Here is an 18,079-nt window from a genome sequence, read left to right as displayed (position 1 = left end):
TCGGGCGCGGGGCCTAAACGGAATGCGATCCTCTGATTGTCAGTGGCCCGTGGGAAGGTGGAGACCACTGGGGGAACGCACCACCGAGAAGGGGGACCGCCCATGGGCTGGCACCGGGAGCTGCTGATCGGCTTCGACCTGGAGACGACGGGCACCGATCCGCGCGAGGCGCGCATCGTCACGGGGGCCGTGATCGAGGTCATGGGCGGGGAGCCGCGAGGCCGCCGGGAGTGGCTGGCCGACCCCGGCGTGGAGATCCCGGCGGACGCGGTCGCGGTGCACGGCATCACCAACGAACGGGCGGCCACCGAGGGCCGGCCCGCCGACCAGGTCGCCGACGCCATCGCCGGTGTGCTCGCGGCCTACTGGAAGACGGGCGTCCCGGTCGTCGCCTACAACGCGGCCTTCGACCTCACCCTGCTCTCCGCGGAACTGCGGCGCTACGGGCTGCCGTCCCTCCGCGACCGCCTGGGCGGCCTCGACCCCGCCCCGGTCATCGACCCGTACACCATCGACCGTGCGGTCGACCGCTACCGCCGCGGCAAGCGCAACCTGGAAGCGGTCTGCCGGGAGTACGGCGTCCCGCTCGACGCCGCCCACGACGCCACGGCCGACGCCCTCGCCGCGGCCCGGCTGGCCTGCGCGATAGCCGGCCGCCACCCCAAGGTCGCGTCCCTCGGCCCGGCGGACCTGCACCACCGCCAGATCGAGTGGTACGCCGAGTGGGCGGCGGACTTCCAGAGCTTCCTGCGCCGCAAGGGCGACGCCACGGCCGTAGTCGACGGGACGTGGCCGGTGCGCGAGCCGGCCGACGAGCGGGTCTGACCCCGGCCGGACGCCGGAAGGCGACACGGGGTCAGAACGGGTACCACCGCACCGTCGGGTCCCCGTCCCGCAGCGACGCCACCCGGCGTTCGAACTCGGCCAGCGCCTTGGGATTGCTCGGCGCGTGCTGGGCCACCCACGCGCAGCTCGCGGTCTCCCGGGCGCCGCGCAGCACCGCGCAGCCGTCCCACTCGCGCACGTCCCAGCCGTAGGCCGCGGTGAAGGCGTCGTGCGCCTCGGCGGGCAGCCCGTAGCGGTCCCGGCTGAGCGCCATCACCACCAGGTCGTGCTCGCGCAGGTCGGCGGAGAAGGTCTCCAGGTCGACCAGGACCGGACCGTCGGGACCGACGTGCACGTTGCGGGGCAGGGCGTCGCCGTGGATCGGGCCCGGCGGCAGATGGGGGGTGAGCGCGGCGGCGGCCGTCGCGAAGCCGTCGCGCCGCTCGCGCAGGTACGCGGCGTCCGCGGGGGCGATCACGTCACCCGCGAGCCGCAGCCAGCGTTCCACCCCGCCCAGCAGTTCGCGGGGCGGCAGCTCGAAGGAGGGGGCGGGCAGCGCGTGGACAAGCCGGAGCAGTGCGGCCACGTCCCGGGGCTCCGCGGGCCGTACCGGATCGGGCAGCCGCCGCCACACGGTCACCGGGTGCCCCTCGACGAACAGCGCGGTCGGGTCGGCCGCCCGCACCGCGGGCACACCGGCCTCTTCCAGCCACACCGCGACGGCCAGTTCCCGGCGTGCCCGGTCGAGGAGTTCGGCGTCGCGGCCCACCTTGACCGCCAGGTCACCGACGGCGAACACCGCGTTCTCGCCGAGGGCGAGCAGCCGCGCCTCCCGTGCCGGTCCGGGCAGCACCCCTGCCGCGGCCAGCACCTCCCGGGCCCGTGCCTCGTCCATCGTCGCCTGCCTCCGTGTCGGTCGTGTCCGTGGTGCCGGCCGCCCGGTCGTGTCCGTCATGTCCGCCCGGTTCCCGCCATCCGTCCGTCAGTGTCGCATTCGCACAGGTGGGAGCGTGTGCGCGGGCTCTTGACGGGGCACGGCGCCTTCACGACCATGACCAGGCCCGTTCGAGCCGCGCAAAGGGGCTGATTACGTGACATCGGTGACCGAGTCGAGAAAGCCGGCGCGCCGCGCGCCCGGTACGGACCGGTTACGGCGCGGCCCGGATCACGGTGCCTGGTTCCTGGTGCTGCCCGCCCTGATCCCCATCCTGGTGCTCAGCGTGGGGCCGCTGCTCTACGGCATCCTGCTGGCGTTCACCGACGCCCAGTCGGGCCGGACGGAGCCCACCCAGTGGGTCGGCACGCTGAACTTCCAGGACCTGATGCACGACACGCTGTTCTGGGAGTCGTTCAGGATCGGGCTGGTGTGGGCCGTCGGGGTGACGGTGCCGCAGTTCCTGCTCGCGCTCGGCCTGGCCCTGCTGCTCAACCAGAACCTGCGGATGCGTTGGCTGGCCCGCGCGCTGGCGATCATCCCCTGGGCGATGCCCGAGGTCGTCGTCGGCATCATGTGGCGGCTGGTCTACAACCCGGACGCGGGCATCCTCAACGAGACCCTGCGCGACCTCGGCCTCGGCGACGGCCGCGACTGGCTCAGCGGCCTCGCCACCGCCCTGCCCGCCGTCATCGTCGTCGGCGTCTGGGCCGGCATGCCGCAGACGACGGTCGCCCTGCTCGCCGGACTGCAGAACACCCCGCGCGAGCTGCACGAGGCCGCCGCGGTCGACGGCGCCAGAGCATGGCGCCGCTTCCGCACGGTCACCTGGCCCGCCCTCAGACCGGTCGCGCTCGCCATCACCGCGCTCAACCTCATCTGGAACTTCAACTCCTTCGCCCTGGTCTACGTGCTGACCAACGGAGGCCCCGGCGGCCGGACCCGGCTGCCCATGCTCTTCGCCTACGAAGAGGCCTTCCGCTACGGGCAGTTCGGCTATGCGGCGGCGATGGGCTGCGTGATGGTCGCCGTGATCTCGGTCCTGCTGGCCGTCTTCCTCGCCGGCCGGCTCAAGGGCGGACTCAGGGGCGAACCCAAGGGCGACCTCAAGGGAGGTGGTGAGGCATGAGGACCTCGACCGGGGCCCGCGTGGGCCAGTACGCCGCGCTGCTCGCGTATCTCGTCTTCCTGGCCTTCCCGTTCCTCTGGCTGATCTCCACCGCGTTCAAACCGCCGCAGGAACTGGCGAGCCTCCACCCCACCTGGATCCCGGAGAACCCCACCCTCGACAACTTCCGCCAGGCCTTCGACGAACAGCCGCTGCTGCGGGCCGCCTTCAACTCCCTGCTCGCCGCGCTCGGCGCCGCCGTGATCGCCGTGGTGATCGCCACGCCGATGGCGTACGTGATGGCCCGGCACCGCGGCCGGCTCGGCAGGGCGGCCACCGGGTGGGTCGTGGTCAGCCAGGCCTTCCCTTTCGTACTGCTCATCATCCCGCTCTTCCTGGTGCTGAAGCACCTCCGGCTGATCAACTCCGTGGCCGGGCTGGTGATGGTGTACGTCGTGTGGTCGCTGCCGTTCGCGCTGTGGATGCTCGCCGGGTACGTCCGGGCGGTGCCGGCCGAGCTGGAGGAGGCGGCGGCGGTCGACGGCGCCGGCCGGCTGCGCGTCCTGGTGTCGGTGACCGCGCCGCTGCTCGCGCCGGGGATCGTGGCGACGGCGCTGTTCGCCTTCATCACCGCGTGGAACGAGTTCTTCTTCGCGCTGGTGCTGCTGAAGACACCGGAGAAACAGACCCTGCCGGTGATCCTCACCCACTTCATCGGCGCCGAGGGCGTGGCGGACCTCGGCCCGCTCGCGGCGGCGGCCTTCCTCGCGACGCTGCCCTCGCTGGTGGTCTTCGCACTCATCCAGCGGCGGATCACGGGCGGCATGCTCGCCGGGGCGGTGAAGAGCTGATGCCGACGCGTACGAGGATCACGACCCTGCTCGTCTCCCTCTCCCTGCTGCTCGCGGGCTGCTCGGGCGGCGGCGACGGCGCGGACGACGGCCGGATCACCCTGCGCTTCCAGTCCCTGGCCTGGCAGGAGGAGTCCGTCACGGCCAACAAGGAACTGGTCCGGGAGTGGAACGCCACCCACCCGGACGTGCGCGTCGAGTACGTCCAGGGAAGCTGGGACAGCGTCCACGACCAGCTCCTGACCTCCTTCGAGGGCGGCGAGGCGCCCGACATCATCCACGACGCCTCCGACGACCTGGCGGACTTCGCCTACGGCGGCTACCTGGCCGACCTGACCGACCTGCTGCCCGGCCGGCTCAAATCGGACATCCCGCGGCGCAGTTGGGAGACGGTCACCTTCGGCGACGGCGTCTACGGTGTGCCGTTCCTCCAGGAGCCGCGGGTACTCATCGCCAACGCCGACCTGCTCGACAAGTCGGGCGTGCGCGTCCCGACGCCCGGGCGTCCGTGGTCCTGGGCGGAGTTCCGCCAGGTCACGAAGCGGCTGAGCGGCGACGGCACCTACGGGGTGGCCTGGCCGCTCAAGGAGCCCGTGTCCGCCACGCTCAACCTGTCGCTGTCCACGGGAGGGAAACTGTTCCACCGCGGCGCGGACGGGAAGGTCACCGTCCGGTTCGAGGAGGGCGACCGGGTGGTGCCCCGCACCATCCACGACCAGGTCAACACCGACCACAGCGCCTCCTCCACCACCCTCGGCAGCGGCGGCTCCGACACCCTGCCCGGCTTCTTCGCGGGCAAGTACGCGATGGTGCCGCTCGGCTTCTCCTACCGCCAGCAGATCGAGCAGCAGGCACCCGAGGGCTTCGACTGGCGGGTACTGCCCGCCCCGGCGGGCGCCGAGGGGCTCACTCAGGGCGTCAGCCCGCAGACCCTGTCGATCGCGGAGGACAGCCCGCACAAGAAGGAGGCCGCGGCCTTCGTCGACTTCCTCCTCCAGCCGGACAACATGGTGCGCCTCGCCCTCGGCGACTGGATGCTGCCCACCGGTACCGAGGCGCTGAAGGACCCGGCCCTGCACACGGCCGAGCACGGCTGGGCCACGGGCACCGCCCTCGCCGGCCATCTGCGCCCGGCACCCGCCCAGTCCGTGAGGGGCTATCCCGAGTGGAAGGACAAGGTGGCCACGCCCGCGCTCCAGGAGTACTACAGCGGCGCGATCGGCATGGCGGAGCTGCGCAAGCGCCTGGTCGAGGACGGAAACCTCGTCCTCGCCCGCTACCAGCGCTGACGGCTCCCGCGCCGGGCGGCGACGGGTGGAAAATCCGTTGCCCGCCCGGCGCGCGGGCGCCTAGTGTCCCCTCCGTGGCAGCTTTCAACGCGATCATCAACTCCGGTCTCGGCCGGGGCTGCACGTACGCCATCAGGATGCGTCGTGGCCCCGGAGCCCTGACCGGCCCGGGGTCCCCCCGCCGCTGACACACGTGACACACGCGCGGCGGGGCTGAGCCTCCGCATCCCTTTTCGCCTTCGTCTTCCGGTCAGGGCCTTCGGCTGCCCTTTTTCCCCCTTCACGGAAGACAAGGACCGCAGGCCATGGCCCGCCCCACCCAGCGTGCCCGCACGCTCTCGCAGAACTTCCTCGCCGACCGCGCCACCGCCGAACGGGTCGCCCGGCTCGCCGCCCCCGACCGCCGGCACCGGCCCCTCCTCCTCGAAGTGGGCGCCGGCAAGGGCGCCCTCACCGAGCCGCTCGCCCGTCGCAGCCGGGAACTGCACGCCTACGAGATCGATCCCCGGCTCGTCCCCGTGCTCCGCGCCCGCTTCGCGGACACACCCCACGTCCACGTGGTCGCCGGTGACTTCCTCGCCGCGCGGCCCCCGCGCACACCGTTCTCCGTCGCCGGGAACGTGCCCTTCTCCCGCACCGCGGACATCGTCGACTGGTGCCTCACCGCACCCGGCCTCACCGACGCCACGCTGCTGACCCAGCTCGAGTACGCCCGCAAACGCACCGGCGACTACGGCCGCTGGACCCTGCTGACGGTCCGGACCTGGCCCCGCCACGAGTGGCGGCTCGCCGGGCGGGTGAGCCGGTACGGCTTCCGGCCGGCGCCACGCGTCGACGCCGGAATCCTGCGCATCGAACGCCGCCGCACCCCGCTGCTCGCCGACGCCGCCCACCGGAGCTGGCACGACCTGGTCGACCTGGGCTTCTCGGGAGTCGGCGGCTCGCTGCACGCGTCCCTGCGCCGCGCCCACCCCAGGCGCCGGTTGGACGCGGCCTTCCGGGCCGCGCGCCTGGACCCCGGCGTGCTCGTCGGCGAGGTGACGCCCGAGAGGTGGCTGCGGCTGCACGAGGAGCTGGCGGCATGAGGAGGAACGTACGGGAAAAGAAGTTGTACGAGACGTATCGTCTCGCATATCGTCGAGACATGACCAGCCCTGCTCACATCGCCATGTTCTCCATCGCCGCGCACGGCCACGTGAACCCCAGTCTGGAGGTGATCCGCGAGCTCGTCGCGCGAGGACACCGGGTGACGTACGCGATCCCGCCGCTCTTCGCGGAGAAGGTCGCCGAGACGGGCGCCGAACCCAAGCTGTGGAACAGCACGCTGCCCGGCCCCGATGCCGACCCGGAGGCGTGGGGGACCACACTGCTCGACAACGTCGAGCCGTTCCTGAACGACGCCGTCCAGGCGCTCCCGCAGCTCATCGAGGCGTACGAGGGCGACGAGCCGGACCTCGTCCTGCACGACATCACCTCCTACCCGGCCCGTGTCCTCGGTCACCGCTGGAACGTGCCCGTGGTCTCCCTCTCGCCGAACCTGGTCGCCTGGGAGGGGTACGAGAAGGAGGTCGGTGAGCCGATGTGGGAGGAGCCGCTGAAGACCGAGCGCGGCCGGTCCTACTACGCCCGTTTCCACGCCTGGCTGGAGGAGAACGGGATCACCGAGCACCCCGACCCGTTCGTCGGCCGCCCCGCCCGCTCCCTGGTGCTGATCCCGAAGGCGCTCCAGCCCAACGCCGACCGCGTCGACGAGACGACGTACACCTTCGTCGGCGCCTGCCAGGGCGATCGCTCCGCCGAGGGGGAGTGGCAGCGTCCCGACGGCGCCGAGAAGGTCGTCCTCGTCTCCCTCGGGTCGTCCTTCACCAAGCAGCCGGCCTTCTACCGGGAGTGCGTCAAGGCCTTCGGCGAGCTGCCCGGCTGGCACGTGGTGCTCCAGGTCGGCAGGCACGTCGACGCCGCGGAGCTGGGCGACGTACCGGACAACGTGGAAGTGCGGTCCTGGGTACCGCAGTTGGCGATCCTCAAGCAGGCCGACCTGTTCGTCACCCACGCGGGCGCCGGCGGCAGCCAGGAGGGAATGGCCACCGCCACGCCGATGATCGCCGTACCGCAGGCGGTGGACCAGTTCGGCAACGCGGACATGCTCCAGGGGCTGGGCGTCGCCCGACACCTGCCCATCGAGGAGGCGACCGCCGAGGCGCTGCGCGCCGCAGCCCTCGCCCTCGTCGACGACCCGGAGGTGGCCGGGCGTCTGCGGAAGCTCCAGGACCGGATGGCGCAGGAGGGCGGCACCCGACGGGCCGCCGACCTGATCGAGGCGGAGCTGGCGGCGGCGAGGGCCTGACCGCGTACCGAAGCGGCAGAGGCCGAAGGGCCCGTCGGGCCCGGGAGAACTCCCGGGAGCCGACGGGCCCTTCGGCTCGCAGCCGTGCGTCAACCGTCCAGGCGGTCGCTCACACCCTCACCCGCTCGCCCCCCACCCGCTCGCCCTCGTCGTCCCGGGCGCTCGCCGAGCAGGGCCATCACGGCCGGCAGCAGCACGCTCCGGACGATCGTCGCGTCGATCAGGGTTCCGGAGCAGGGTGCGACGCTCGGCCGGACTCCTTGCACAGAGTTGTTGAATAAGTCACAGGCGCGTGTAGTGGTTGAAGCGCGCACAGCGCATCGGCGAGAGTGGCGCGCACGCCCGCCCGGCGGGTGGCCGCGGCCGCCGTGCCCACCCCCACGGGGCACGGCGGCCGCTCTATGGTGTGCGCATGACGACGATGTACGCGGCGCTGCTGCGCGGGATCAACGTGGGCGGCGCGAGAAAGGTGCCGATGGCCGAACTGCGCGACCTCCTGGAGGGCCTCGGCCATGACGCCGTACGCACGTACCTGCAGAGCGGGCAGGCCGTGTTCGCGTCCGGCCACGGGGACGAGGACTCCCTGGCCGCCGAGTTGACGCGGGCGATCGAGGAACGCTTCGGCTTCGCGGTCGACGTGATCGTGCGCGACCACGCCTATCTGCGGGCGGTCGCCGAGGCGTGTCCGTTCCCGGCCGCCGACCTGGAGGCCAGGCAACTGCACGTCACCTACTTCTCCGCGCCGGTCGGCACGGAGCGCTTCGCGGCGGTCGACCGACCGGCTTTCCTCCCGGAGGAGTTCCGTCTCGGCGACCGCGCCCTGTACCTGTACGCACCGGACGGCCTCGGCCGCTCCAAGCTCGCCGAGGCCCTCGCCAGACCCGGGGTGACCAAGGGTCTGATCGCCACCACCCGCAACTGGAACACCGTCGTCAAGCTCGTGGAGCTGACCGCTTCCTGACTCGCGACAGCAGGAGCAGGAGGACCGGGCCACCGTCCCGGCGGCGGACCACGAGCCGATCAGGCTCCGACCGCCGCCAGTACCGGTGTCCGAGCCTCGTCGTACCGCTCCAGCAGCACCCGCGCCACCTCCGGCGAGGGGCCGAGGACGTCCGCCAGCACGTCCGCCCCGGCGGCACCCCGCGCGATGCGGTCCGGCAGGAAGCCCGGGGCCAGGACGTACGGCGCCACGGCGACGCGGGCGCAGCCCAGCTCCCGCAGCTCACGCACCGCGTCCTCGGTGCGCGGAAGGGATGCGGAGGCGAACGCAGGCCGCACGGCGCACCAACCGGTGTGCCGCCACTCCCGCGCGATTTCTGCGATCACTGCGATCGCCTCCGGGTCGGAGGACCCCGCCGAGGCCAGTACGACCCCGGTCGAGGATTTGTCGGCGGGCGTCAGGCCCGCCTCGTACAGGCGCCGTTCCAGCGCCGACAGCAGCAGCGGGGAGGGGCCGAGTACCTCCGCCTGGCGGATCCGCAGCCGCGGCGGCGCGTCCGCGAGGACCGCCGGGATGTCCGCCTTGGCGTGGAAGGCGCGGGTCAGCAGGAGCGGCAGCGCCACCACGTCCCGCACTCCCTCCGTCTCCAGGGACTCCAGCACGCCCCGCACCGAGGGCACGTTGAAGTCCAGGAAGCCGGTCTCCACCCGTACGTCGGGGCGCAGTGACCGGACCCGGCGCACCAGGGCGTGCACGGTCGCGGCGTGCCGCGGGTCGCGGCTGCCGTGGGCGATGACCAGGAGGACCGGCGCGGACATGACGGCTGTCAGCTCCTCACCAGCAGGCCGCGGCTGCGCAGGACCCATCGCTCCAGAGGGCTGAAGACGAGGAGGTCGATGGCGATGCCGACGGTCAGGATCAGCAGGATGGCTTCGAAGACCATGGCCATGTCGCTGGCGTTGCGGCCGTTCTCGAGGAGCTGGCCGAGTCCGACGCCGAGGTCGGGGAAGGAGGCGATGATCTCGGCGGCCATCAGGGAGCGCCAGGAGAACGCCCAGCCCTGCTTGAGGCCGGCGACGTAGCCGGGCAGCGCGGCCGGCAGGACGATGTGCCAGGTGCCCTTCAGTCCCGTGGCGCCCAGTGTGCGGCCCGCGCGCAGGAAGACGGGGGAGATCTGGTCGACGCCGGAGACCAGGCCGTTGGCGATGGAGGGTACGGCGCCGAGGAGGATGACGGCGTACATCATCGAGTTGTTCAGGCCGAGCCAGATCACGGCGGGCGGGACCCAGGCCACGGAGGGCAGTGACTGGAGGCCGGAGAGGATCGGGCCGATCGCCGCGCGGACGAACCTGACCCGTGCCACGAGCAGTCCCAGTGGTGTGCCGATCACGAGGGCCAGCAGGAAGCCGGACAGGCCGCGCGAGACGCTGGTCCAGATGTAGCCGAGCAGTTCGCCCTCGAGCCATGCCTGGTGCAGGACGTGCCACACGTCGGACGGGGCGGGCAGTTTGGTCGGGTCGTCGACGATCTCGAAGGTGACGAGCCCCTGCCATACCGCGAGGACCAGGAGTACGGCCGCGGCGGGCGGCAGGATCTTCTCCACGAGGGTCTGCCGGAAGGGCTTGCGGCCCTGCTGCACCGTCTCGAGTGCGTCCAGGCCCGCCTCGAGGCCGGCGAGGTCGCCGCCGTCCTGGGCGGGACGCGTCGTGTCAGTGCTGGCCATGGCGGCGGATCTCCCCACGCAGTTCTTCGGTGATCTCGACGGACAGTTCCGCCACGGCGGTGTCCTCGATGCGGCGCGGATGCGGGATGCCGACGGTCCACTCGCGGGCGATGCGACCGGGACGGGAGGAGAGCAGCACCACGCGCTCCGCGAGCCGGACGGCCTCGCGGACGTTGTGCGTGACGAACAGGACCGACAGCTTCGTCTCGCGCCAGATCCGGGTCAGTTCGTCGTGCAGCACGTCTCGCGTGATGGCGTCCAGCGCCGCGAACGGCTCGTCCATCAGCAGCAGCCTGCTCTCCTGGGCGAGCGCCCGGGCCATCGCGACCCGCTGGCGCATGCCGCCCGACAGCTCGTGCACCCGCTTGCCGTACGCGCCCTTCAGCCGGACGAGTTCGAGCAGCTCCTCCGCCTTGTCGCGGCGCTCGGACTTGGGCACGCCTCGCAGCTTCAGGGCGAGTTCGATATTCTTGCCCGCGGTCAGCCAGGGGAACAGGGCGTGCTCCTGGAACATCAGGGCCGGCCGCCCGTCCGTGGTGATCGCGCCGGCGCTCGGCTTGTCCAGGCCCGCCACCAGGTTCAGCAGCGTGGACTTGCCGCAGCCGGAGGCGCCCAGGAGGGTGACGAACTCGCCGGGTGCGACATCGAGGGTGATGTCGTCCAGGACGAGCTGTTGTCCGGCCGGGCCCGGGAACGACTTGGAGACGTGCTCGATCCGGGCGGCGTGGGTGGCCGCCGCGGTGTCCTCGCCGGCCTTGGCGAGGGTCGTGGTCGTGGCCATGGTCGTCACCTCCTGGGAAATGGTCGGGATGCGGGCCTACTGGACGCCGAGACCGGCGTCGTCGACCGCGGGCTCGCCCTTGGCCTTGAGGACCTTGTTGAGCAGCGTGAGGTCGTAGATGCCGTCGAGGTCGGGCTGCTCCAGCAGGCCCGCCTCCACGGCGTGGTCCGCCTGGGCGGCGAGGGTGGCGGCCAGCGGGTCGTCGGTCACCCTGATCGACTTCCACGCCGGGTCCAGGACGTCGGCGGGCAGTGCCTTGCCGGTGTCCTTCTCCAACTGCTTGTTCGCCGCGGCCTTGGCCTCGCCGGGGTGGGCCCCGATCCACTCGTTGGTGTCCACCGAGGCCTTCAGCACCGCCGCCACGGCCTTCGGGTGCTCCTCGAGGAACTCCTGGCGCACGACGATGTTGGTGGTGACGAACTCCTCGTCCGGCCACAGCGTCGATTCGTCCAGCAGCACTGTGCCGCCCTGGGCGACCAGCCGGGACGCGGTCGGCTCCGGTACCCAGGCGCCGTCGACGGACCCGGACTCGTATGCGCCCGGGGTCACCTTGTTGTCGCTGCGGACGACCGTCACGTCGCCCTTGCCGCTCTGCGCGTCGACCTTCCAGCCCTGCTCGGCGGCGATCCAGTTGAGGAGCGCGACGTCCTGCGTGTTGCCGAGCTGAGGGGTGGCGATGCGCTTGCCCTTGACGTCCTTCAGGGACTTGATCTCGTCCGGGTTCACCACCAGCTTCACCCCGCCGGAGGCCGACCCGCCGATGATCCGCAGGTTCCTGCCCTCGGACCGGGCATAGCCGTTGACCGCGGGGGAGGGGCCGATCCAGCCGATGTCGATCGAGCCGGAGTTCAGCGCCTCGATCGCGGACGGGCCCGCGTTGAAGACCGCGTACTTGGCCTCGGTGGCGCCCAGTTCCTTCTGGAAGAAGCCCTTCTGGTTGCCGACCAGCGCGGTGGCGTGGGTGACGTTGCCCAAGTAGCCGATCCGGACGGAGTCCAGACCGTCGGTCTTCTCGGCCCCGGCGGCGATCCGGACACCTCCGTCGTCCTTGGCCTGCGAGCCGTATCCGCAGCCGGCGAGAACCAGCAGCGGCAGGGCGGCAAGGAGCGCCAGGGCGCGGCGCGGGGCGGTGGTGGCAGGCACGGGAGGTGTTCCTCTCGTTGGTCCGGCTCGCACGCCTGTCGGTTGGTCCGAGGTGTCAGGTCGTGGCCGGGAGATCGGCGGGTCTGTGTCTACGGCGGTGCGGGATGCGGGCGCGCGTGCGGTGCGCGTACGTCACCGCGCACATCGCCCGACGCCGCCCTGCCCGCTGCCCAGGGCACCTCCCCCAGTCTTCGTCCGGGGGGACCCCCAGCCGACGCGGCCGCCCTCCTTCGCGAACGTGGAGTAGAAGTCGAGGGGGCCCATGCCTAGAAGTCCCACCCGTCGTCGGTCTCGTCCTTGACGGGCTCCGGGGTGGCGAACGACTCGCCGGCCATGCCGGCGGTGAGGGTGGTGCCGTCGCTGGGGTCGATCAGGATGAACGAGCCGGTGCGGCGGGAGTCGGCGTAGGAGTCGGCGGGCAGCGGTTCGGCGGTGCGGATCTTGACGCGGCCGATGTCGTTGGCGACGAGCTGCCCGGGGTGCGGGTGCAGGGACAGGTCGTCCAGCGTGAGCCGGGCCGGGATGTCCTTGACGATCGCCTTGACGGTGCGGGTGCCGTGCTTGAGGAGCACCCGGTGGCCCACCGTGAGGGGGGCGTCGGCGACGTGGCAGACGGTGGCCTCGACGTCCTGGCTGGTGGCCGGGGCGTCCTTGCTGGGCACGATCAGGTCGCCGCGCGAGATGTCGATGTCGTCCGCGAGCAGCAGGGTGACCGACTGCGGTGTCCAGGCGGCGTCGACGGGCTCGCCGAGCAGGTCGATGCCGGACACCGTCGAGGTGCGGCCCGAGGGCAGGACGGTGACCTCGTCGCCGATGCGGAAGGTGCCGGCGGCGATCTGTCCGGCGTAGCCGCGGTAGTCGGGGTGCTCGGCGGTGCGCGGGCGGATCACGTACTGCACGGGCAGCCGGGCGTGGCAGTGCGCCAGGTCGTGGCTGACCGGGACGGTCTCCAGGTGCTCCAGGACGGTCGGGCCGCCGTACCAGTCCATGACCGCGGACGGCTCCACCACGTTGTCCCCGGCGAGGGCCGAGATCGGGATGGCGGTGACCTCCGGGACGCCCAGCTCGAGGGCGTAGGCCGTGAACTCCTCGGCGATGGCGGCGAACACGGGCTCTTGGTAGTCGACCAGGTCCATCTTGTTGACGGCGAGGACGACGTGCGGCACGCGCAGCAGGGCGGCGATCGCGGCGTGCCGGCGGGTCTGCTCGACGACGCCGTTGCGGGCGTCGACCAGGATGACCGTCAGCTCGGCCGTGGAGGCGCCGGTGACCATGTTCCGGGTGTACTGCACGTGCCCGGGGGTGTCGGCCAGGATGAAGCGCCGGCGGGGGGTGGCGAAGTAGCGGTAGGCCACGTCGATGGTGATGCCCTGCTCGCGTTCGGCCCGCAGGCCGTCGGTGAGCAGCGCGAGGTCCGGGGCGTCCTGGCCGCGGCCGGCGGAGGCGCGCTCCACGGCCTCCAACTGGTCGGTGAGGACCGACTTGGAGTCGTGCAGCAGGCGCCCGACCAGGGTGGACTTGCCGTCGTCGACGGAACCGGCGGTGGCGAACCGCAGCAGGGTCGTCTCCGACAACTGCCAGACCGAAAACGCCTCGGCGGCCTCGGCAGGCTCGGTGGGTTCGGTGGGTTCGGTGGTGCTGGTCATGGTTAGAAGTACCCCTCGCGCTTGCGGTCTTCCATCGCGGCCTCGGACATCTTGTCGTCGGCACGCGTCGCGCCGCGCTCGGTGAGCCGGGAGACGGCGATCTCCGCGATCACCTTCTCGATGCTGTCGGCGTCCGAGTCGACGGCGCCGGTGCAGGACATGTCACCGACCGTGCGGTAGCGCACCCGCCGCTTGACGACCCTCTCGCCGTCCTTCGGCCCGCCCCACTCACCCGCGGTCAGCCACATCCCCGCACGGGCGAAGACCTCGCGCTCGTGGGCGTAGTAGATCGCCGGCAGCTCGATGCCCTCACGCGCGATGTACTGCCACACGTCCAGCTCGGTCCAGTTGGACAGCGGGAACACCCGCACGTGCTCGCCGGGGGCGTGCCGGCCGTTGTACAGGTTCCACAGCTCGGGGCGCTGGCGGCGCGGGTCCCACTGGGAGAACTCGTCCCGCAGCGAGAACACCCGCTCCTTGGCCCGCGCCTTCTCCTCGTCGCGGCGCCCGCCGCCGAAGACCGCGTCGAACCTCTCCGCCTGGATCTTCTCGGTCAGCGGCAGCGTCTGCAGCGGGTTGCGGGTACCGTCCGCACGCTCCTTGAGCACACCGCGGTCGATGTAGTCCTGCACGGAGGCCACATGCAGACGCAGACCGTGCTTGTCGACCGTGCGGTCGCGGTAGTCGAGGACCTCGGGGAAGTTGTGCCCGGTGTCCACGTGCAGCAGCGAGAACGGCACCGCCGCGGGCGCGAACGCCTTCAGCGCCAGGTGCAGCATCAGGATCGAGTCCTTGCCGCCGGAGAACAGGATCACCGGCCGCTCGAACTCACCCGCCACCTCACGGAAGATGTGCACCGCCTCGGACTCGAGGGCGTCGAGGTGCGAGAGGGCGTACGGGCTGTCCGTACCCTCCGCCACTGTGGCCACGGACGTCGTCATGCCAGTCCCCTTTCGGTGAGCAGGGCGTGGACCGCCGCGGCGGACTCCTGGACGGTCTGGTCCTGCGACTCGATGCGCAGGTCGGGCTTGACGGGCTCCTCGTACGGGTCGTCCACCCCGGTGAGCCCCGTCAGCTCACCCGCGGCCTGCTTGGCGTACAGGCCCTTCACGTCGCGCACCGAGCAGACCTCCACGGGCGTGGCCACGTGCACCTCGACGTACGGCGTGCCGTTCGCCTCGTGGCGCCCGCGCACCGCGTCGCGGCTGTCCGCGTACGGCGCGATGACCGGGACCAGCGCCGTGACGCCGTTGCGGGCGAGCAGTTCGGCCACGAAGCCGATGCGCTGCACGTTGGTGTGCCGGTCCGCGCGGTCGAAGCCGAGGCCGGCCGAGAGGAACTCGCGGATCTCGTCGCCGTCGAGGAGCTCGACGCGCCGGCCCTCCTCACGGAGGCGGCCGGCCAGCTCGCGGGCGATGGTGGTCTTGCCGGCGCTGGGCAGCCCCGTGAGCCAGACGGTGGCTCCGGTCGTCACGTGGTTCTCCCTGGATCTCGATGGTCCGGTGGTTGTCGGTCCGGTGGTCGTCGTCATGTCAGCCGTGCAGTCCGCACTCGGTCTTGGAGCGGCCCGCCCAGCGCCCGGCGCGGGCGTCCTCGCCCTCCAGCACACGGCGGGTGCAGGGCGCGCAGCCCACGGAGGCATAGCCGTCCATCAGCAGCGGGTTGGTGAGGACACCGTGCTCGGCGACGTACGTTTGCACATCTTCCTGTGACCACTTCGCGATGGGGGAGATCTTCACCTTCCGGCGCTTGTCGTCCCAGCCGACCACCGGGGTGTCCGCCCGGGTCTCGGACTCGTCGCGGCGCAGGCCGGTCGCCCAGGCCTGGTAGCCCTTCAGGCCCTCCTCCAGCGGCTTCACCTTGCGCAGCGCGCAGCACAGGTCGGGGTCGCGGTCGTGCAGCCTCGGACCGTACTCGGCGTCCTGCTCGGCGACCGTCTGCCTGGGCGTGAGCGTGATGACGTTCACGTCCATCACGGCCTCCACCGCGTCCCGGGTGCCGATGGTCTCCGGGAAGTGGTAGCCGGTGTCGAGGAACACCACGTCCACGCCGGGCAGGGCGCGGGAGGCGAGGTGGGCGACGACCGCGTCCTCCATCGAGGAGGTCACGCAGAAGCGGCTGCCGAAGGTGTCGGCCGCCCACCGGAGGATCTCCAGCGCGGAGGCGTCCTCCAGCTCACGGCCCGCACGCTCGGCGAGCGCCTTGAGTTCCTCGGTCGTACGCTCTTCCTGAACCGTCGTCATATCGGTTCCCCTCCCGTCGAGTTGGGCTGAAGGCCCCGGGCGAGGAGCCCGAGGAACTTCAACTGGAATGCGCGGTTGCACGCCCCGCATTCCCAGGCGCCGTGACCTTCCTCGTGCGGGCGCAGGTCCTCGTCGCCGCAGTAGGGGCAGTGGAACGGCACGGCACGCTCGCTCATGACAGGGCCTCCTCGGGGGCGCGGGCCGCCCAGGTGGCGAACCGCTCGCCGTCCTCGCGCTCGGCCTGGTAGCGCTTCAGGACGCGCTCCACGTAGTCCGGCAGCTCCTCCGCCGTGACCTTCAGGCCGCGCACCTTGCGGCCGAAGCCGGGCTCCAGGCCGAGCGCGCCGCCCAGGTGCACCTGGTAGCCCTCGACCTGCTCGCCCCGGTCGTTGAGGACTAGCTGGCCCTTGAGACCGATGTCCGCGGTCTGGATGCGGGCGCAGGCGTTCGGGCAGCCGTTGAGGTTGATGGTGAGGGGCTCGTCGAACTCGGGGAGCCTGCGTTCCAGCTCGTCGATCAGCGAGGCGCCGCGCGCCTTGGTCTCGACGATGGCGAGCTTGCAGAACTCGATGCCGGTGCAGGCCATGGTGCCGCGCCGGAAGGTGGAGGGCCGGGCGGTGAGGTCCAGCGCCTCCAGGGACTCGACCAGGGAGTCGACCTGCCCCTCCTCGACGTCGAGGACGATCATCTTCTGCTCGACCGTGGTACGCACCCGGCCCGAGCCGTGCGCCTCCGCCAGGTCGGCGACCTTGGTCAGGATCGTGCCGTCGACGCGGCCGACGCGCGGGGCGAAGCCGACGTAGTAGCGGCCGTCCTTCTGCCGGTGCACGCCGATGTGGTCACGCCAGCGGCTGGTCGGGTCGGCGGGCGCCGGTCCGTCGGTCAGCTTCCGCTTCAGGTACTCGTCCTCCAGCACCTGGCGGAACTTCTCCGCGCCCCAGTCGGCGACCAGGAACTTCAGACGGGCGCGGTTGCGCAGCCGGCGGTAGCCGTAGTCGCGGAAGATCGAGATGACGCCCTCGTAGACGTCGGGGACGTCCTCGATCGGCACCCAGGCGCCGAGGCGCACGCCCAGCTTGGGGTTGGTGGACAGGCCGCCGCCGACCCACAGGTCGAAGCCCGGCCCGTGCTCGGGGTGGTCGACGCCGACGAAGGCGACGTCGTTGATCTCGTGCACCACGTCCAGCACCGGCGACCCGGAGATCGCGGTCTTGAACTTCCGCGGCAGGTTCGAGTACGCCGGGTTGTTCAGCACCCGGCGCTTCATCTCCTCGAGTGCCGGCGTGCCGTCGATGATCTCGTCCTCGGCGATGCCCGCGACCGGCGAGCCGATCATCACGCGGGGCGTGTCGCCGCAGGCGGTGACCGTGGACAGGCCGACGCCCTCCAGACGGTTCCAGATCTCGGGCACGTCCTCGATGCGGATCCAGTGGTACTGGACGTTCTGCCGGTCCGTGATGTCGGCGGTGCCGCGCGCGAACTCCTGGGAGATCTCGCCGACGACGCGGAGCTGCGCGGTGGTCAGCGCGCCGCCGTCGATGCGGACGCGCAGCATGAAGTAGCTGTCGTCCAGCTCCTCCGGCTCCAGGACGGCCGTCTTTCCGCCGTCGATGCCCTGCTTGCGCTGGGTGTACAGACCCCACCAGCGCATCCGTCCGCGCAGATCACCGGGGTCGATCGAGTCGAAACCCCGCTTGGAGTAGATCGTCTCAATACGTGTCCGTACGTTGAGACCGTCGTCGTCCTTCTTGGTCTGCTCGTTGCCGTTGAGCGGGGTGAAGTGTCCGGCCGCCCACTGACCCTCGCCGCGGTGACGGCTCACCTTGCGGCGGGGGGTCGCGGCAGCGGGCTTCGGCGGGGTGGCGGCCATGGTTGACACGTCCTTCGGGACAGCGATGGATTGGGCCGGCGCGGAGCGCCGTCGGTGGGGCAGTGGCGGTCGGGTGACGGGAGGGCGGCTCTGACCTGCGCGCACGGCGCATGACATACGTGTGGCATACGTGCGCGTCGTTGCGCGGGATCAGGCGAGTGAAGGGGAATCCGGGGTGCTGGAGGGCGCTCTCAGCGGGCCGGACAGATGGCGCTGGACATGCGGCCGAGGTCGACGTGCCGCCGACTCACCAAGGCAATTCCAGTTCCAGGCATGGCGGAAGCCTGGCACGGCGATCTGGACACAGTCCAGCTTCGTCCAAGATGCGGACACCCTTGTCTCGTAGAGCGGGACAAGGGTGTCGTGGATCACAGACGGA

General features: G+C 71.5%; 19 protein-coding genes. 7 read left to right on the top strand and 12 right to left on the bottom strand.

Annotated elements, in window-relative coordinates:
• Nucleotides 1–102: 102 nt before the first annotated feature.
• Nucleotides 103–825, top strand: coding sequence for a 3'-5' exonuclease (locus B1H29_RS08280; protein WP_055419620.1), 723 nt, complete (start codon nt 103–105; stop codon nt 823–825).
• 31 nt (nt 826–856) lie between these two features.
• Here the strand turns inward: B1H29_RS08280 and B1H29_RS08275 are convergent, their stop codons facing one another.
• Nucleotides 857–1,720, bottom strand: coding sequence for a phosphotransferase enzyme family protein (locus tag B1H29_RS08275; protein WP_055419619.1), 864 nt, complete (start codon nt 1,718–1,720; stop codon nt 857–859).
• A 196-nt stretch (nt 1,721–1,916) separates the two neighbouring features.
• On the opposite strand from B1H29_RS08275, the gene B1H29_RS08270 reads away from it, so the two are divergent.
• The 6 genes from B1H29_RS08270 (at nt 1,917) to B1H29_RS08245 (ending at nt 8,315) form a co-directional block, all read left to right on the top strand.
• Nucleotides 1,917–2,888, top strand: coding sequence for a carbohydrate ABC transporter permease (locus B1H29_RS08270; protein WP_055419618.1), 972 nt, complete (start codon nt 1,917–1,919; stop codon nt 2,886–2,888).
• Entirely contained in the window at nt 2,885–3,718 is an 834-nt protein-coding gene (locus B1H29_RS08265; protein ID WP_055419617.1) for a carbohydrate ABC transporter permease, read from the top strand. Before B1H29_RS08270 ends, B1H29_RS08265 begins: the two co-directional genes overlap by 4 nt.
• Nucleotides 3,718–5,007 (top strand): ABC transporter substrate-binding protein, encoded by a 1,290-nt coding sequence (locus tag B1H29_RS08260; RefSeq protein WP_055419616.1) that lies wholly within the window; start codon nt 3,718–3,720, stop codon nt 5,005–5,007. The genes B1H29_RS08265 and B1H29_RS08260 overlap by 1 nt, the downstream gene beginning before the upstream one ends.
• 305 nt (nt 5,008–5,312) lie before the next feature.
• On the top strand, nt 5,313–6,092 hold the full coding sequence (gene erm(O), locus B1H29_RS08255) for a 23S rRNA (adenine(2058)-N(6))-methyltransferase Erm(O) (RefSeq protein ID WP_055419615.1): 780 nt from the start codon (nt 5,313–5,315) through the stop codon (nt 6,090–6,092).
• Nucleotides 6,089–7,354, top strand: coding sequence for a macrolide-inactivating glycosyltransferase (gene mgt / locus B1H29_RS08250; protein ID WP_079160092.1), 1,266 nt, complete (start codon nt 6,089–6,091; stop codon nt 7,352–7,354). Before erm(O) ends, mgt begins: the two co-directional genes overlap by 4 nt.
• Before the next feature lie 412 nt (nt 7,355–7,766).
• The gene (locus B1H29_RS08245) at nt 7,767–8,315 is read left to right on the top strand and encodes a DUF1697 domain-containing protein (protein ID WP_055419613.1); all 549 of its coding nucleotides are present in this window, start codon (nt 7,767–7,769) and stop codon (nt 8,313–8,315) included.
• Nucleotides 8,316–8,374: 59 nt separating this feature from the next.
• On the opposite strand, the gene B1H29_RS08240 is transcribed toward B1H29_RS08245, so the two are convergent.
• The 11 genes from B1H29_RS08240 to B1H29_RS40160 all read right to left on the bottom strand — a co-directional run bounded on the left by B1H29_RS08240 (nt 8,375) and on the right by B1H29_RS40160 (nt 17,975).
• Complete coding sequence (locus B1H29_RS08240) at nt 8,375–9,112, bottom strand: sirohydrochlorin chelatase (RefSeq protein ID WP_055419612.1); 738 nt, start codon at nt 9,110–9,112, stop codon at nt 8,375–8,377.
• An 8-nt stretch (nt 9,113–9,120) separates the two neighbouring features.
• Nucleotides 9,121–10,017 carry an ABC transporter permease gene (locus B1H29_RS08235; RefSeq protein WP_055419611.1) on the bottom strand — a complete coding sequence of 299 codons (897 nt, stop codon included), beginning with the start codon at nt 10,015–10,017 and terminating at the stop codon, nt 9,121–9,123.
• Nucleotides 10,004–10,798 carry an ABC transporter ATP-binding protein gene (locus B1H29_RS08230; RefSeq protein ID WP_055419610.1) on the bottom strand — a complete coding sequence of 265 codons (795 nt, stop codon included), beginning with the start codon at nt 10,796–10,798 and terminating at the stop codon, nt 10,004–10,006. The genes B1H29_RS08235 and B1H29_RS08230 overlap by 14 nt, the downstream gene beginning before the upstream one ends.
• 36 nt (nt 10,799–10,834) lie before the next feature.
• Entirely contained in the window at nt 10,835–11,941 is a 1,107-nt protein-coding gene (locus B1H29_RS08225; protein ID WP_055419609.1) for an aliphatic sulfonate ABC transporter substrate-binding protein, read from the bottom strand.
• A gap of 266 nt (nt 11,942–12,207) precedes the next feature.
• Complete coding sequence (locus tag B1H29_RS08220) at nt 12,208–13,587, bottom strand: sulfate adenylyltransferase subunit 1 (RefSeq protein ID WP_079160091.1); 1,380 nt, start codon at nt 13,585–13,587, stop codon at nt 12,208–12,210.
• Between the two features lie 2 nt (nt 13,588–13,589).
• The gene (gene cysD, locus B1H29_RS08215) at nt 13,590–14,528 is read right to left on the bottom strand and encodes a sulfate adenylyltransferase subunit CysD (protein ID WP_055419608.1); all 939 of its coding nucleotides are present in this window, start codon (nt 14,526–14,528) and stop codon (nt 13,590–13,592) included.
• Nucleotides 14,525–15,118: an adenylyl-sulfate kinase gene (gene cysC, locus B1H29_RS08210; RefSeq protein ID WP_167392518.1), complete on the bottom strand. Its 594-nt coding sequence runs from the start codon at nt 15,116–15,118 to the stop codon at nt 14,525–14,527. The genes cysD and cysC overlap by 4 nt, the downstream gene beginning before the upstream one ends.
• 1 nt (nt 15,119) lies before the next feature.
• Nucleotides 15,120–15,830 (bottom strand): phosphoadenylyl-sulfate reductase, encoded by a 711-nt coding sequence (locus tag B1H29_RS08205; protein WP_055419606.1) that lies wholly within the window; start codon nt 15,828–15,830, stop codon nt 15,120–15,122.
• On the bottom strand, nt 15,827–16,006 hold the full coding sequence (locus tag B1H29_RS08200) for a hypothetical protein (protein ID WP_055419605.1): 180 nt from the start codon (nt 16,004–16,006) through the stop codon (nt 15,827–15,829). The genes B1H29_RS08205 and B1H29_RS08200 overlap by 4 nt, the downstream gene beginning before the upstream one ends.
• On the bottom strand, nt 16,003–17,700 hold the full coding sequence (gene sirA, locus B1H29_RS08195) for a sulfite reductase SirA (RefSeq protein WP_055419604.1): 1,698 nt from the start codon (nt 17,698–17,700) through the stop codon (nt 16,003–16,005). Before sirA ends, B1H29_RS08200 begins: the two co-directional genes overlap by 4 nt.
• A gap of 191 nt (nt 17,701–17,891) precedes the next feature.
• The gene (locus B1H29_RS40160) at nt 17,892–17,975 is read right to left on the bottom strand and encodes a putative leader peptide (RefSeq protein ID WP_310887545.1); all 84 of its coding nucleotides are present in this window, start codon (nt 17,973–17,975) and stop codon (nt 17,892–17,894) included.
• Nucleotides 17,976–18,079 lie beyond the last annotated feature (104 nt).

Origin of the sequence: Streptomyces pactum (genome assembly GCF_002005225.1) — a bacterium.
Lineage (GTDB): Bacteria > Actinomycetota > Actinomycetes > Streptomycetales > Streptomycetaceae > Streptomyces > Streptomyces pactum_A.
This window is presented reverse-complemented; position numbering and strand designations above follow the sequence as displayed.

Bases quoted from the DNA above. Each gene is read 5' to 3' on its own strand.
- sirA (WP_055419604.1), bottom strand. From the start codon at position 17,700: ATGGCCGCCACCCCGCCGAAGCCCGCTGCCGCGACCCCCCGCCGCAAG.
- B1H29_RS08235 (WP_055419611.1), bottom strand. From the start codon at position 10,017: ATGGCCAGCACTGACACGACGCGTCCCGCCCAGGACGGCGGCGACCTC.
- B1H29_RS08265 (WP_055419617.1), top strand. From the start codon at position 2,885: ATGAGGACCTCGACCGGGGCCCGCGTGGGCCAGTACGCCGCGCTGCTC.
- cysD (WP_055419608.1), bottom strand. From the start codon at position 14,528: ATGACGACGTCCGTGGCCACAGTGGCGGAGGGTACGGACAGCCCGTAC.
- B1H29_RS08200 (WP_055419605.1), bottom strand. From the start codon at position 16,006: ATGAGCGAGCGTGCCGTGCCGTTCCACTGCCCCTACTGCGGCGACGAG.
- cysC (WP_167392518.1), bottom strand. From the start codon at position 15,118: ATGACGACGACCACCGGACCGACAACCACCGGACCATCGAGATCCAGG.
- B1H29_RS08240 (WP_055419612.1), bottom strand. From the start codon at position 9,112: ATGTCCGCGCCGGTCCTCCTGGTCATCGCCCACGGCAGCCGCGACCCG.
- B1H29_RS08275 (WP_055419619.1), bottom strand. From the start codon at position 1,720: ATGGACGAGGCACGGGCCCGGGAGGTGCTGGCCGCGGCAGGGGTGCTG.
- B1H29_RS40160 (WP_310887545.1), bottom strand. From the start codon at position 17,975: ATGCCTGGAACTGGAATTGCCTTGGTGAGTCGGCGGCACGTCGACCTC.
- B1H29_RS08245 (WP_055419613.1), top strand. From the start codon at position 7,767: ATGACGACGATGTACGCGGCGCTGCTGCGCGGGATCAACGTGGGCGGC.
- B1H29_RS08220 (WP_079160091.1), bottom strand. From the start codon at position 13,587: ATGACCAGCACCACCGAACCCACCGAACCCACCGAGCCTGCCGAGGCC.
- B1H29_RS08260 (WP_055419616.1), top strand. From the start codon at position 3,718: ATGCCGACGCGTACGAGGATCACGACCCTGCTCGTCTCCCTCTCCCTG.
- B1H29_RS08280 (WP_055419620.1), top strand. From the start codon at position 103: ATGGGCTGGCACCGGGAGCTGCTGATCGGCTTCGACCTGGAGACGACG.
- mgt (WP_079160092.1), top strand. From the start codon at position 6,089: ATGAGGAGGAACGTACGGGAAAAGAAGTTGTACGAGACGTATCGTCTC.
- B1H29_RS08230 (WP_055419610.1), bottom strand. From the start codon at position 10,798: ATGGCCACGACCACGACCCTCGCCAAGGCCGGCGAGGACACCGCGGCG.
- B1H29_RS08205 (WP_055419606.1), bottom strand. From the start codon at position 15,830: ATGACGACGGTTCAGGAAGAGCGTACGACCGAGGAACTCAAGGCGCTC.